Annotated in this window: 15 protein-coding genes; 10 read left to right on the top strand and 5 right to left on the bottom strand. The window is 32.3% G+C overall.

Annotated elements, in window-relative coordinates:
* Positions 1-38 precede the first annotated feature (38 nt).
* The 3 genes from IR010_RS00595 to IR010_RS00585 all read left to right on the top strand — a co-directional run bounded on the left by IR010_RS00595 (position 39) and on the right by IR010_RS00585 (position 2,408).
* On the top strand, positions 39-890 hold the full coding sequence (locus tag IR010_RS00595; RefSeq protein WP_194566090.1) for a substrate-binding domain-containing protein: 852 nt from the start codon (positions 39-41) through the stop codon (positions 888-890).
* Between the two features lie 18 nt (positions 891-908).
* Positions 909-1,841: a transglutaminase gene (locus tag IR010_RS00590; RefSeq protein WP_194566088.1), complete on the top strand. Its 933-nt coding sequence runs from the start codon at positions 909-911 to the stop codon at positions 1,839-1,841.
* A 198-nt stretch (positions 1,842-2,039) separates the two neighbouring features.
* Positions 2,040-2,408: a hypothetical protein gene (locus IR010_RS00585; RefSeq protein WP_029270295.1), complete on the top strand. Its 369-nt coding sequence runs from the start codon at positions 2,040-2,042 to the stop codon at positions 2,406-2,408.
* Between the two features lie 89 nt (positions 2,409-2,497).
* Here IR010_RS00585 and IR010_RS00580 read toward each other — a convergent pair whose 3' ends face one another.
* A complete protein-coding gene (locus tag IR010_RS00580) occupies positions 2,498-3,964 on the bottom strand; it encodes a glycosyltransferase (protein WP_194600694.1) in 1,467 nt (488 codons plus the stop codon).
* A 261-nt stretch (positions 3,965-4,225) separates the two neighbouring features.
* Positions 4,226-4,660: a PepSY-like domain-containing protein gene (locus tag IR010_RS00575; RefSeq protein ID WP_194600691.1), complete on the bottom strand. Its 435-nt coding sequence runs from the start codon at positions 4,658-4,660 to the stop codon at positions 4,226-4,228.
* 140 nt (positions 4,661-4,800) lie between these two features.
* Here IR010_RS00575 and IR010_RS00570 point away from each other — a divergent pair, with 140 nt between their 5' ends.
* The 6 genes from IR010_RS00570 (at position 4,801) to IR010_RS00545 (ending at position 8,259) form a co-directional block, all read left to right on the top strand.
* Positions 4,801-5,265, top strand: a complete 465-nt coding sequence (locus IR010_RS00570; RefSeq protein WP_194600688.1) for a GNAT family N-acetyltransferase — start codon at positions 4,801-4,803, stop codon at positions 5,263-5,265.
* A 16-nt stretch (positions 5,266-5,281) separates the two neighbouring features.
* On the top strand, positions 5,282-5,773 hold the full coding sequence (locus IR010_RS00565; protein WP_194600686.1) for a hypothetical protein: 492 nt from the start codon (positions 5,282-5,284) through the stop codon (positions 5,771-5,773).
* 20 nt (positions 5,774-5,793) lie between these two features.
* Complete coding sequence (locus IR010_RS00560; protein ID WP_194600683.1) at positions 5,794-6,255, top strand: SRPBCC family protein; 462 nt, start codon at positions 5,794-5,796, stop codon at positions 6,253-6,255.
* 66 nt (positions 6,256-6,321) lie between these two features.
* Entirely contained in the window at positions 6,322-6,891 is a 570-nt protein-coding gene (locus tag IR010_RS00555) for a Crp/Fnr family transcriptional regulator (protein ID WP_194566080.1), read from the top strand.
* Positions 6,892-6,968: 77 nt separating this feature from the next.
* On the top strand, positions 6,969-7,706 hold the full coding sequence (locus IR010_RS00550) for an SDR family NAD(P)-dependent oxidoreductase (RefSeq protein ID WP_194566078.1): 738 nt from the start codon (positions 6,969-6,971) through the stop codon (positions 7,704-7,706).
* Positions 7,707-7,809: 103 nt separating this feature from the next.
* On the top strand, positions 7,810-8,259 hold the full coding sequence (locus IR010_RS00545; protein ID WP_194600681.1) for a GNAT family N-acetyltransferase: 450 nt from the start codon (positions 7,810-7,812) through the stop codon (positions 8,257-8,259).
* Here IR010_RS00545 and IR010_RS00540 read toward each other — a convergent pair.
* The 3 genes from IR010_RS00540 to IR010_RS00530 form a co-directional block, all read right to left on the bottom strand.
* Positions 8,254-11,619, bottom strand: coding sequence for a CheR family methyltransferase (locus tag IR010_RS00540; RefSeq protein WP_194600679.1), 3,366 nt, complete (start codon positions 11,617-11,619; stop codon positions 8,254-8,256). The genes IR010_RS00545 and IR010_RS00540 overlap by 6 nt on opposite strands.
* 81 nt (positions 11,620-11,700) lie before the next feature.
* Positions 11,701-12,153, bottom strand: a complete 453-nt coding sequence (locus IR010_RS00535; protein WP_029270314.1) for a response regulator — start codon at positions 12,151-12,153, stop codon at positions 11,701-11,703.
* 209 nt (positions 12,154-12,362) lie between these two features.
* A complete protein-coding gene (locus IR010_RS00530; RefSeq protein ID WP_029270321.1) occupies positions 12,363-12,716 on the bottom strand; it encodes a winged helix-turn-helix transcriptional regulator in 354 nt (117 codons plus the stop codon).
* Between the two features lie 109 nt (positions 12,717-12,825).
* Between IR010_RS00530 and IR010_RS00525 the strand changes: the two genes are divergently transcribed.
* On the top strand, positions 12,826-13,581 hold the full coding sequence (locus IR010_RS00525) for an SDR family NAD(P)-dependent oxidoreductase (protein WP_194566072.1): 756 nt from the start codon (positions 12,826-12,828) through the stop codon (positions 13,579-13,581).
* The last annotated feature ends 7 nt before the right edge of the window (positions 13,582-13,588 follow it).

Genomic DNA, 13,588 nt, shown 5'->3' with positions numbered 1-13,588 from the left:
GAATACGCATACCAAACTTAACTTAAACTTGAATTATAATGAAAACTGTAAAAATTGTAGGTGTTCCTGAACACTTCAATTTGCCATGGCAATTATGTATTGAAAATGGCGAATTTGAAGCGGAAAATATTGATTTACAATGGAAAGATATTCCCGAAGGAACTGGAAAAATGTGCCAGATGCTTCGTGATGGAGAAGCTGATATTGCCGTTATTTTGACAGAGGGAATTGTAAAAGATATTGTTGCCGGAAATCCGAGTAAAATTGTTCAAATTTATGTGCAGTCGCCCTTGATTTGGGGAATTCATGTTGGCGCAAAATCAGATTTTCATTCTATAAAAGATCTAGAAAACAAAAAAGTAGCCATTTCTAGAATAGGTTCAGGATCTCAGCTAATGGCTTACGTTAATGCAAATGAACAAGGCTGGGAAACAGATAATCTTCAATTTGAAATTATAAATACGATTGACGGAGCTGTTGAAGCTTTAACCAACGGAAATGCTGATTATTTTATGTGGGAACGTTTTATGACCAAACCACTAGTCGACAAAGGTATTTTTAGACGTGTTGGTGACTGCCCTACTCCTTGGCCTTCTTTTGTAATTACGGTTCGTGACGAGTTTTTGAAAAAGAATCCAAAAATTGTAGAAAAAATCCTTGAAATCATTAATAAAACTACACATGATTTTGCTCAAATTCCAGATATAGACAAAACTTTGGCAGAACTTTTCAATCAAAAAATTGAAGATATTCAGGAATGGCTGAAGCTTACACAATGGTCTCAAAAACATTTGAGTGAAAAAGCATTTATTAAAATTCAAAATCAACTATTTGATCTGGGAATTATTGATAAAAAAAGTACTTTTGTTGAAACGGTAAAAGCGCTGTAAAAACTGCTTTTAATTCTTATGATGAAATTCCCTAAAATTGACTTTCCGCGATTAAAATCCAAATTACAGGTGAAATCACCTTGGGATAGGGTTATTATTTCGTTATTGAGTCTTTTGATTACCATTCCGATTTTTATCATTCTGCATCAAAATTTACGCGATTTAAATTGGGCTTTCAATTTAGACCGTGTATTTATCTTTATATTCGTTTTTATTGCAATTTTCTTTCTTTTAATGCTTTTGCGAACCATAATTATTTTATGTATCGCTGTTTATTTATTGATTTTATTCTACGGAAGTGTTATCGGAAATTATGGTTTTAGTGAGATTTCTGAAGATTATAATTCAATGATTTATACAATGTCTGACAATCCTTTTCCGCAAGACATTATTGTAGCAAAGCTTCTTCCTTTTCCAAATAAATCAAAAATCATAAATGCCATAGAATATCAGAATCCAAAGGTTCGAAATTTTGCCATTATGGCTACTACAAAGCATTTTAAAGGTATAAAAGGATATTCAGATTATAGAACTACGGTTCAATGTTTTGCTGTTTTTAAAGAAATAAACAGTCACTGGAATTATGTAAATGATCCTAAAGAAGGTGATTATATAGCAACTGCAAGTGAATCGTTAGAATACTTTTCTGGCGATTGCGATGACCATTCTATTTTAATGGCTGCAGCAATTCGTTCAATCGGCGGTACTCCTCGCCTTATTCATACAAAAGGCCATATTTATCCAGAAATTTTAATTGGTTCATTAATCGACTTGGAAAAAGTCAACTACCTGATAAAAAACGTTCTTTTTGTAAAAGAAAGTCAGGGTAAAAAAATTCACTATCATATTGATGAGCGAGGCCAGGTTTGGATGAACCTTGACTATACAGCCACCTACCCAGGCGGTCCGTTTTTATACGAGGAGATTTTAGGAGAATTGACGCTTAACTAAGTTTTCAGTCTCAGTTTTAAGTTATTAGTTGTTGCTTTGGACAAAAAAATATTCACTTAAGGCAAGATTTTACTAAAAGATCCAATTCTTATCCAAGATTTACAGCTAAAATAGCTAATATGTAAATATTTGATTATAAATATTTTACATATTATTTTTTTTCGTAACTTTTCATAACTAATTCTTAATCAAATAATCATGAAAAAATCTAAATTATTTATCTTCGGAGTTGCATTATTAGCAGTATTAATGATTTCATGTCACAGCAAAAGAAACAAATTGGTAAACTCTTGGAAAATCACTGCTGTAGAAGCTAAAATGCCACTTTCAGATTCGGCTAAACATGTAATCCTTACATCAGGAAATCTAACCTTTACAAAAGACGGACATGTAACAGGATATCTACAGCGACCAATAACAGATGGAACTTATGCATTGACAAAAGGAGGAAAAAGTTTAGTAATAAAAGATGAAACAGGAACTCCGTATCCTTGCGAAAGTACTATAACAGATGATAAACTGATATTAGACTTAAAAGAAATGAAAGTTACACTTACTAAAATATAATCTTAATTATTCTATCTCAATTAAATACATAACCACAACAATAAAAAAAGCTCCTAAAATTAATTTTTAGGAGCTTTTAACTTTATAATTTATACCTGCTGCTTAGCTTCAGTCAAACCACGTGTCAGCCAACCTCTCTTGTTAGCTGTAGCAATTGCATAAGGTGTAATCCAGAATAAGCTGAAAGTGTAAAAAATACTATAGGAATAAGCCCAAAAAGCATCTGAAAAACTGTATCTTTTTGCATAGAATAAAACCGAAAAACTCGATACAATCAATATACTTAAAAGCGTAGAACTAACAAATAATAGAGGATGCACAGCAATAAAAAGCAACATAAATAGTAAGAACGGATATGCCATAATGATTTTTAATGACTGATTTAGAAATAAAAGTCTTGCGCCAAATTTAGATTCTTTTCTAAAATCTTTAAATACATATTGCGCCATCATGATATTCTCACGTACATTGCTTCTTCCCCATCTGATAAACATTTTATATAAACCTGTATACTCTTCAGGAACATTCGTTAAAACGTATGCATTTCTTTGAAATAAGACATGAAATCCTTGTTTTAAAATCATATTCGTCATGGCGCGGTCCTCGCCAATGTCTGATGGCTGCCCCATGAATTTTTGATCGATCCATTCTGGTAGACAAGCAAAGACAGCATCGCTGCGATATGCAGCTGCAGCGCCCGGAGTACAAAGAACAGATCCTAACATGCTTTCTGCTGAACGCATAAATTCGAAACTCATTACAAAACTTACGTTTAGCATTTTAGGAAGCAACGCTTTTTTATTATTTAAAACGTGAACATTTCCAGCTACGGCCCCACATTTTCCATTAACAACAAACGGACTTACAAGATTTCGCAAAGTATCTTTTTTTACAATTGAATCACTGTCGACTGTTACAAAAATTTCACCCGTTCCAAGCTCGAATCCGCGGTATAAAGCATGGCGTTTTCCTTTGTTTTCTGGCTGTTGGTATATCGATAAACGATCTCCTAATTTAATTTTTGCCTGCTGCATCCAATACCAAGTATCATCTTTACTTCCATCGTCAACAGCAAGTATTTGCAGTTTTTGTTCAGGAAAGTCGCTTTCTGCAAGACTTAATAGGGTATCCCAAACTAATTTTCCTTCGTTGTATGCGGGAACAATTACAGTACATGTTGGCAATAATTCATCTGAAACAGACTCAATTGGTTTGTATTTAAAATACAGATATAAATTATAGAAGAAAGAACCTGTCTGAAAGAAGAATAATGCAGCTGCAACAATTAGAAAAGGAAAACCCCATGAAGAATTTATCCTTTCGATTTGAAACTGATCAAAGTCGGGCTGTAATTTATAAACTAAAAATGCACCAGTAAGCATTAAGATAAAAGTGCCTACAAGCACTATTGTACCTAATGGATTTGAAGTTTGATTTTCTTTTTTTGCTGATTTGCTGTTTACACGAAAAAGAGAACTTTTTAAAGAAAGTTCCTTGTTAATGGTATCGCTGTTTGAAGAATAAAATTGGTCTGAAATAATTGTTTCACTTTTCATATCGGGCTATTGATTTTTTTATCTGTATGGCTTTTATTTTATTGTAATTTAATTTGTATACACAAATGGATACTACCCCATTTTACAATGCACGTGCCATAAAGTTTTCAATTTGAAAGTGAGGCCTTTATCTATTTCTGATCTAAATAAATGTGTATAAAGTTTACACACTTGTAAAAAGTTTATACTTGGTTATTATAAAAAAAACCTCCAAAAAATCAACTATTTTGAAGGTTTAAAAATAAAATGCAATGTCATCGACTACTCTTTTTTGTCTTTTAAAATTTGACCTTCTTTGGTAAATTCTAAATCAATTTTGTTCGTTAAATCGACATCAAGATCCTTATGTCCGTAATCGATGTGTGTGATTTTTTCGTTTGGATAATGCTGCGCCACATAATCATTAATTACTTTCGGAATAAAACCAGTCGGAATAGGTTTTCCGTCTCCATCAACTTCTCGATACGAACCATCTTTCCAGAATTCGACTTCTGTGCCGTCTTTCAATATGACTTCAAAGCCTTTTTCTCCGTGTTCGGCATCTTTTTTAGCAATCTCAACTGATGTATTGCTGAAATATTTTTTCAAAAATTCCTGAGCTGGTTTTGGCAGTTCAGAAACTTCAATCTTCTTTTGAGCACTGGCCGATATTACAAAACCGAGCAGCAAGGCGACAAATATGATCTTCTTTTTCATGGTCTGTAAATTTAAAAATTATCGTATCTAGCTAATTTACAACAACTAAACTTGCATTCAAATCAATTTAAGAAACCTTTAGTTTTTTAACTAGAGCTTTTTTAGCTATATTTAATCTTATATTTTGACTAATTTTAAGAATGATAATTCAAAAAGCAGATAGCTCCGATCATGAAGTTTTAACCGCAATAACGAAAAAATCTAAAGCGTATTGGGGATATTCTGATGAACAAATTGAAATATGGTCTGAATTTTTAACTGTCACTAAAGAATATATCGAAACCAATTCAGTTTATAAATTGGTTCTGGAAAATCATATAATAGGCTATTATTCATTCGTTTATCAAGATAAAACAACTGTAAAACTTGATAATTTATTTATTCTGCCAACATACATCGGAAAAGGTTTTGGAAAAAAGCTAATGAATGATTTTTTAAGAATATTGAAAAGCCAACCAATAAATAAAATAGTATTGAACGCTGAACCAAATGCTGCATTATTTTACACCAAATTTGGTTTTGTGAAAATAGGACAAATTGAAACCTCAATTAAAGACAGGTTTTTACCGATAATGCAATTGCAATTAAATGAAAATCGAATTTAAAAATATGATTATGAAAATGAAACCAATAATAGCCTTTCTAACTTTCTTTTTAAGCCTAACCAGTTTTGCACAAGAATTGCCAAGCCCTTATGAATCAGGCTTTGAATTTCCAATTGGTGCGAAGTTTACCATTAAATTAAATACAGCTGATCCTGAAAATATTACCTATTCTATTATAAAATTTGAACAATTTACCGAAATAATTGATAGTTTTGATCATGATGATTTATTTGAAAAAGATGGTGAAGAAGGAACAATTGACTTTTATTTCTGCCTTGGATCGAATGGCGATACAGAAGCAGAAAAAAATAAAAACATGAAGGTTTTACTTCTTTTTAAAAATAGAACAAAACTTTCATTGAAGTATTTTTCTGAAATTCAATTGAATGAAGAAGAAGAATTTAAAGAAACTTCAAATGTTGGCGCTCATCCAGGCGCAATAGGAAACGAGATGTGGCCTTACATGATCAACATGATACGAATACGGGATTTTAAAATTTCAAAATAATTATTTAAAAGATTTACAAAATGAAAGCTGTAACCTTCCCGACAACTCCAGACTGCGAAATTGTTAGCAGCAGAATCGTGAACGCATCGCAAGAACTTGTTTTTGAAGCTTGGACAAATCCAAATCATTTAAAGAATTGGTGGGGACCAAAAGGATTTACTAATACTTTTAGTGAATTTGACTTGCGTACTGGCGGGAAATGGAAGTTTGTAATGCACGCTCCAGAACAAGGAAATTTTCAGAATGAATGCGAATTTGTAAAAATTGAAAAACCTGCTGAAATTGCTTGGATACGCATTTCTAAGCCTTTGTTTAATGTCGTTGCAACTTTTGATGCACTCTCGAGCAATCAAACTAAAATCGTTTTTAGAATGGTTTTTGAAACGCCAGAAGAATCAAACAAATTAAGACCTTTTGTGGTAGATAAAAATGAAGAAAACTTTGACCGTCTTGAAGAGGAACTAAAAAAAATGACGTTATAAAATCTATTTTTTTTCTTTTTGTCATATGACAAATTCTCCATAAAAAACTTTACTTACCTTTCGCATATGAAAGCATTTATAGATTTTATACTGCAGTTTGGAGATTTAAATCAGCAGCAGCTTGATTTAATTTCAAAAAAAGCTACCGAAAGATTGTTGCCCAAAGATGAATATTTTTCTGAAGCGGGCAAAATTGCACAAGAAGTTGGGTTTATTCTAGACGGAATTGTACGAGTTTGCTATTACAATAATAAAGGCGAAGAAATTACCAAATATTTTATTGATGAAAATAATTTGGTAGTCGATTTAGAGAGTTTTGACAATGAAATTTGTTCAAATGCTTATGTACAGGCAATCACAGATTGTAAGATGCTGGTTTTTTCTAAAAAAGATTGGCAAGAACTTTTAGATACTATTATTCCGTGGGAAGCAATCGTAAACAAAATTATCTCCAGAGCATTAAGACAAAAAGTAGAACGAAGAAGTCCGTTAGTTACTGAAGACGCAACGACGCGCTATTTGATGTTTTTAAAAATCTATCCGAATGTTGTCAACCGTATTCCACTTTCTTATGTGGCGTCTTATTTAGGCATTACACAATCATCTTTAAGCCGAATTAGAAAAAATATACAGTAAATCGCTTTTTGCCAAATGACAAATGATTTTGTTTTTAAACGAAAGACCTTTGCTTCAATAATTTAAAAACACATAAAATGAAAACTGTATTAATAACTGGTGCCAACAGAAGTATTGGATTAGAAACAACAAAACAACTTTCTAAAAAAGGATTATTTGTTTATTTAGGAACACGAGATCTTGAAAAAGGAAATGCGATAGTAAAAGAGCTTAAGGAAAATGGATTTGAAAATATCCAAGCTATTCAAATCGACGTTACAAAACCTGATTCAATTTTAGCTGCAAAAAACACAATTGAAAAAGAGAAGGGCAAATTAGATATTCTGATAAATAACGCGGGAATCAGCGGAGATTTTCCTCAGAATGCTTCGACTACTGCAATTAGCGACATTCAAACTGTGTTTGATACAAATTTCTTTGGTGTTATCAGTGTTACACAAGCATTTTTAGACTTGCTGAAAAAATCAGAAAGCCCAAGAATCAGCAACATTACTTCTGGACTTGGTTCTTTAACACTTCACAGCGATTCTACTTGGAAATATTTTGATATTAAACCTGCAAGCTACGCCACATCAAAAGCAGCCTTAAACGCTTACACAATTGCGTTAGCATACGAACTGAAAGATTTGCCATTCAATGTCAATGCAATCGATCCAGGTTATACAGCTACAGATTTTAACCATCACAGCGGGCCAGGAACGGTAGAAAGTGCTGCAACATTTATCATTAAGCATACTTATATACATCAAAATGGACCAACAGGAAAGTTTTTCAGTAATGATATTGAAGATGAAACTGAAGTAAGTCCGTGGTAAATAAGCTAAAAAATAACATAAAAGCTCCGTTAGAAATAATGGGCTTTTTTTTCTTATATTCGTTAATGATCAACATTTAAATTACGGATATAAATCAAATCACATGGAATTAGTTGAATTTAGTTTTGATGAATACTTTATTACGACAGACAAAAACAAAATGGATGTTGTCGCAATTCATGATTTTTTATCAAAATATTCAGGATGGAGTGATAATATTCCGTTTGAGAAGGTAAAAATTTCTATTGAAAATTCATTGAACTTTGGAATATTTCACAACAGCAAACAAATTGGATTTGCGAGAGTAATTTCAGATTTTTCTACAATTGCTTATTTAGGCGATATTTATGTTTTAGAAAATTACCGCGGAAAAGGACTTTCAAAAAAAATGATGGACACAGTTATAGCCCATCCAAACCTGCAAGGCCTTAGAAGATGGATTTTGCTGACATCAACCGCAGATTGGCTTTATGAAAAATATGGATTTAATAAATTACCTAAACCAGAAATCTATATGGAGTTATTTAACCCTAATGTTTACAGTAAATTATAGTGGCAAAATGATATGAAATTCAGCTCCAATATTTTCTTCTGCTTTAGAAAAAATAATACCCTTGTGATTTTCAACAATTTTTTTACCAATCGATAATCCGATTCCGGTTCCTGTGTACATTTCACTATTATGAAGTCTTTGAAAAATAGTGAAAATTTTACTCTCATATTGTTTGTCAAAACCTATTCCGTTATCTTTTACTATAATTTCACAATAATCAAGATTTGGATCTAAAGTGGAGTATTTTTGAACTTGTTTAGATGAAAGTTTCTTTGAACTTATCTTTACTTTAGAAACAGAACCGTCATTTTTATAAAACTTAAGAGCGTTGCTGATTAGGTTATAAAAAAGCTGGTTCATTTGCAACGGAATAGCATTAATAGTAGGGAGTTCTTCCGTAGTTATTTTAACATTATGTTCTTCAATCAAAAGCTCAAAATCAATTAGGATATTTGCTAAAACTAAGTTTAAATCTGTATTTACAAATTGTTTTTCAGGATCATCTAAAGAAGAATAAGCTAGTAAATCTTTAATAAGTGTTGTCATCCTTTTAGAGGATTTACTGATTTTTTGGATCAAGATATGTGCTTCATCAGATATATTCTCCTCCATGCCAACGAGTCGGCTTATAAACATTAATATTTTGCGCAAAGGTTCCTGCAAATCATGGCTTGCTACATATGCATACTCTTGCAATTGAACATTGGCAGTATGCAATTTTTTAATAGAACTTTCCAATTCTTTATTAGAAGTAAGCAAATCTGAAGTGCGTTCAAGAACTTTTGCTTCAAAACCGTCTGATAATACTTTCAGCTTATTTTCGGCTATTCTTCTTTCAGTAATATCTTCGATTGCCAGCAGAATCAATTGTTTCTTACTAGCTTCATTAGTTACTTGTCTTACGTTTAACAACATAATACTTTCGCCATACGGCAATAGATTTACAGCTATTTGATAATCATCCAGCTGTGTTTTTTCTTTAAGCACCTTTTCAAGCATTTCGCGCATGGAAATATTATCAAAAAGATGATTTTGAATTTCATAAATTAGTTTGCCGGTCGCCTCCTCTTTTGCAATATTATATTTTTTTGAGAATGCGCGATTTATATTTTTAATTCTTAAATCAGTATCTAACACGACAATAGGCTCTCTAAGAGTAGCTACAATTGCTTCTGTGTAATTTTTAGAAATATTAATTTCCTGCTGTTTGTTTAAAAGTTCCTGATTAATCTGCAAAAGTTCTTCGTTGCTGGATTGTAATTCTTCTTTAGAAGTTTCCAGTTCTTCGTTAAGACTTTGCAGCTCTTCACTACCACTCAACAATTCTTCGTTGGCACTCTGAAGTTCTTCGTTTGAGGCTTCCTGCTCTTCGCTGATAGCATTAACATCAGCATGTATTTTTGCCAACTCTTTTTCCAGTTTTGCAATCTTTAGGAGATTTGCATTTTCAAGTATTTGCTCACTACCTGATTTGCTTATAGCAGGATCTTGATTAGTAATAAGACTTTTATAAAATAATATTAGAAAATAGGGCTCTACAGTATCCTTTAATGGCTGTATTTCGATAGTAATTTCACTTATAATTCCTTTATTTGTAATTTGTATGCCATCTTTTTTAATCAGCAAACCCGTTTCTTTGACTTTATGCCACGCATTACGAAGCTCAAAAGCAAGACCTTCTCGAGCCATTTTGACCAGATTAAAGGTAGGTTTACCTGTCGAAAGCTCAATAAAGTCTGCGATACTTCCGTTAATATGAACAATATCCATTTGCTCATTTACAATTACGCTTGCAGGAGTATAATTGGCGAGCAGCGTTAATTCAGCACTTTTTCTAAAATCCTCTTTGATAATCTCTTTTCTTTTGACATCTGATTTAAAGCTTTTTAATCGCTCGTTCACTCCTAAACCCGAATGCACAAATCTTCCTGAAACCTGTTTGCGGATATAAATTTTACCCGCTTTGTCAAACGACTGAAAAAGTTCAGCTGCCGGAACTGCAGTTTCTGATTTTCCTAAAAGTAAAAAGCCATTTTCTTTTAAAGCATAATGAAATGTTGACAACGACTTTTTCTGCAAAAACGAATCCATATATATAAATACATTTCTACAGGTAATTAAATCCATTTTTGCAAAAGGAGGATCGTTTAAAAAATTATGAACTGCAAAAACACACAAATCTCTAATTTGTCGTTTTATAGTGTAACCATTTGTATTTGCTGTAAAATATTTTGATAGAATATTTTCAGAAACATTGCGCATTTGAGATTTCCTGTAAAATCCAATTCTAGCTTTTTTAATTGTCACTTCTGAAATATCCGAAGCAAAAATCTGAATTTCCTTTCCTTGCAGATTCACTCCTAAAAATTCATGAAGAGCAATGGCCAGTGAATACGCTTCTTCGCCGGTAGAACATCCTGCTATCCAGATTCGTATAGTATTTCCTTCTGTTACTCTGTCTGTTAATATTGGGAAAACTTTTTCTTTTAATATCTGAAAAATTTTAGTATCCCTAAAAAATTCAGTGACCGGTATAAGCATATCATTAAATAAATCCTCTGATGCTGATTTATCTCCTTGCAAAAATTTAAGATATTCTTTAAGATTTATGATTTTGTTTAAAGCCATTCTTCTGGCAATACGGCGGCGTATGGTAGTTTGTTTGTAATAAGTGAAATCCACTCCGCTGTTATGACGCAAAATTTTAATAATCTCCTCAAATACTGCCTCATCATTTGGATCAGTTTCTTTGATAAGACTTTCTTTTGATTGTGAAATACTCATTATTTTTTCTGCCATTTTTCTTGGTGGCATTACATAATCAACAACTCCTGCATTTATGGCATTTTGCGGCATTTCATTATAAGCCGCATCAGAATCCTGAGCAAAAGTAACGCCTCCGTGGTTTTTAATCGCTTTTAAGCCAATAGTTCCGTCAGAACCATTTCCTGAAAGCAATATACCATATGCTAAATCGAGATGTACTTCTGCCAATGAAGAAAAAAAGATGTCTATAGCTTGATTTTTTGTTTCTTTTTCACGTGGACTTAATTTTAAGACTCCGTCAAAAGAGGTAAGCATTTTATTTTCCGGAATAACGTAAATGTTATTTGGAGCTAAATGAATGTCATCTGTAATTTCATTAATCGGAATTTTTGCAACTCTCGAAAGAAGCTTTGTAAGAATGCTGTCATGCAGCGGATGCAAATGCTGTACAACAACAAAAGCCATTTCTGAGTTAGCAGGAATAGCATCAATAAACTGACTAAAAGCCTCTAGCCCACCCGCAGAAGCACCAATGCCAACAATGGGAAAATCTTGGCGTGTCGCCTTTGGTAAACTGTTTTTTTGATCTTGCATGATTTCAATTATTAATTTCTTAGACAAGTATTAGGAATGTAAATCGATGCTAAGTATGTAATGTAGTAAAATTCTTAAAATCTATATTGTAATGATAAAAGATTCGTATTCTAATTTTTTTAGTTTTTCTTTCCAATCCATTTCGATAACTTTTTTAAGTAATTTTTTCAAATCATTAAAATCAGTTGGTTTTACTATATACGCGTTGGCACCCAATCCAAAAGTATCTCTAATCCCATCTTCTGTTGCCGATGTCGAATAAATCGCAATTATGGGAATATTCTTAAATTTAGAATCATCACGAATTTGTTTTAAGCTCTCAATACCAGACATTATTGGCATATTGAGATCTAAAAATATGATATCTGGGATACCAAGATTTTTATCATAAAGACGGTTTACGAGTTCTAAACCATTTTTACAAAATTCAACCGGAAAATTAAGATGAATATCGGCAATTGCATCAGCAAAAAATTCTCTGTCATCAGCATCATCATCAGTAAGTAAGATCCTTATATTCTCTTTGTTATCCATTAGTTATTTATCATTTCACTTCAAATGTACGCTTTAATAAATGGCTATAGATAAATAAAATAATTTCCATAAGATTTTTTTGATATAATTATTTTATATCGAAACAAGAAGTTATAAATTAACTGATTTGCAACTGATTATTGACCTATAACAATACAAGCCTCCAATATCAAATGACTTTGAAGGCTTGTATTGTTATTTTTAAGAAACTATTTTTCAATAATTTTTTTCCTGTGTTCTATTCCCCAATCTGTTAGATTGTTAATTATAGTTTGCAGTGTTTTTCCGTGATCTGTCAAAGTATATTCAACAGTTATGGGCTGCGTCTCCAAAACAGATCTTTTAATAAGTTTGTTTATTTCCAGTTCTTTCAATTCTTTGCTCAGCATTTTGTTTGAAATACCCACTACATCATTTAGAATATCTGAAAATCTTCTTTTGTTGTAATAACAGATAGATGAAATAATCGCTATTTTCCATTTGCCGCTCAACACGTCCATTGAATCTTGGACTGCCATCATCTCTTTTTTATGTAGTTCTTTTTCAATCGGTTTACATTCCATGATGTTACTTTGTTACTTCGAGGTTACTGTTACTTTTAGTTACAAAGTTACTAAAATAAATTAATCTGTTTTAAATTTGCATCATTAAGATATTCTAAAAAATATAAAAATGAACAAATTAAAAAACAAAGTAGCAGTAGTTACAGGGGCATCAAAAGGAATTGGTGCTTCTATTGCTAAATATTTTGCCGCAGAAGGTGCAAAAGTAGTTGTGAATTATGCATCAAGCAAAGAAGATGCTGAAAAGGTAGTAAAACAGATTATAGATAATGGCGGAACAGCAATTTCTGTGCAAGGCAATGTTTCGAAAGAATCAGATGTAATCAGATTATTTGAAGAAACGAAAAATACTTTTGGCGCATTAGATATTTTGGTAAACAATGCCGGAGTTTATCAATATGCACCAATCGAAGAATTTTCAGCAGTTTCTTTTCATGAACAATTCAATATTAATGTTTTGGGTTCATTACTTGCTATTCAACAGTCTTTAAAGTTGTTTGGCGAAAAAGGCGGTAATATTATCAATATAAGCTCGGGAGCAAGTAATACGCCCCTTCCAACAGGATCAGTATACTCAGCAACTAAAGCCGCTTTAGATGCGATAACAATTTCTTTATCTAAGGAATTCAGCGGAAGAAATATCCGAATTAATTCTATTCTCCCAGGAATTGTAGAGACAGAAGGTTCTCGTTCAGCAGGTTTTATTGGCAGCGACAATGAAGCAAAATTTGTTGCGACTACCCCTCTTGGACGTACAGGCCAGCCGGAAGATATTGCAAAAGTAGCCGTATTTCTTGCTTCTGACGATGCTGCATGGATTACGGGAGAGAAAATTTCAGTATCAGGCGGAATATTCGGTCTATAATTTTATA

Source organism: Flavobacterium sp. MR2016-29 (assembly GCF_015350695.1).
In the GTDB taxonomy this organism is placed as follows: Bacteria; Bacteroidota; Bacteroidia; order Flavobacteriales; family Flavobacteriaceae; genus Flavobacterium.
This window is presented reverse-complemented; position numbering and strand designations above follow the sequence as displayed.

Coding starts and splice junctions, on each gene's coding strand:
- IR010_RS00595 (WP_194566090.1), top strand. CDS start 39: ATGAAAACTGTAAAAATTGTAGGTGTTCCTGAACACTTCAATTTGCCA.
- IR010_RS00590 (WP_194566088.1), top strand. CDS start 909: ATGATGAAATTCCCTAAAATTGACTTTCCGCGATTAAAATCCAAATTA.
- IR010_RS00585 (WP_029270295.1), top strand. CDS start 2,040: ATGAAAAAATCTAAATTATTTATCTTCGGAGTTGCATTATTAGCAGTA.
- IR010_RS00580 (WP_194600694.1), bottom strand. CDS start 3,964: ATGAAAAGTGAAACAATTATTTCAGACCAATTTTATTCTTCAAACAGC.
- IR010_RS00575 (WP_194600691.1), bottom strand. CDS start 4,660: ATGAAAAAGAAGATCATATTTGTCGCCTTGCTGCTCGGTTTTGTAATA.
- IR010_RS00570 (WP_194600688.1), top strand. CDS start 4,801: ATGATAATTCAAAAAGCAGATAGCTCCGATCATGAAGTTTTAACCGCA.
- IR010_RS00565 (WP_194600686.1), top strand. CDS start 5,282: ATGAAACCAATAATAGCCTTTCTAACTTTCTTTTTAAGCCTAACCAGT.
- IR010_RS00560 (WP_194600683.1), top strand. CDS start 5,794: ATGAAAGCTGTAACCTTCCCGACAACTCCAGACTGCGAAATTGTTAGC.
- IR010_RS00555 (WP_194566080.1), top strand. CDS start 6,322: ATGAAAGCATTTATAGATTTTATACTGCAGTTTGGAGATTTAAATCAG.
- IR010_RS00550 (WP_194566078.1), top strand. CDS start 6,969: ATGAAAACTGTATTAATAACTGGTGCCAACAGAAGTATTGGATTAGAA.
- IR010_RS00545 (WP_194600681.1), top strand. CDS start 7,810: ATGGAATTAGTTGAATTTAGTTTTGATGAATACTTTATTACGACAGAC.
- IR010_RS00540 (WP_194600679.1), bottom strand. CDS start 11,619: ATGCAAGATCAAAAAAACAGTTTACCAAAGGCGACACGCCAAGATTTT.
- IR010_RS00535 (WP_029270314.1), bottom strand. CDS start 12,153: ATGGATAACAAAGAGAATATAAGGATCTTACTTACTGATGATGATGCT.
- IR010_RS00530 (WP_029270321.1), bottom strand. CDS start 12,716: ATGGAATGTAAACCGATTGAAAAAGAACTACATAAAAAAGAGATGATG.
- IR010_RS00525 (WP_194566072.1), top strand. CDS start 12,826: ATGAACAAATTAAAAAACAAAGTAGCAGTAGTTACAGGGGCATCAAAA.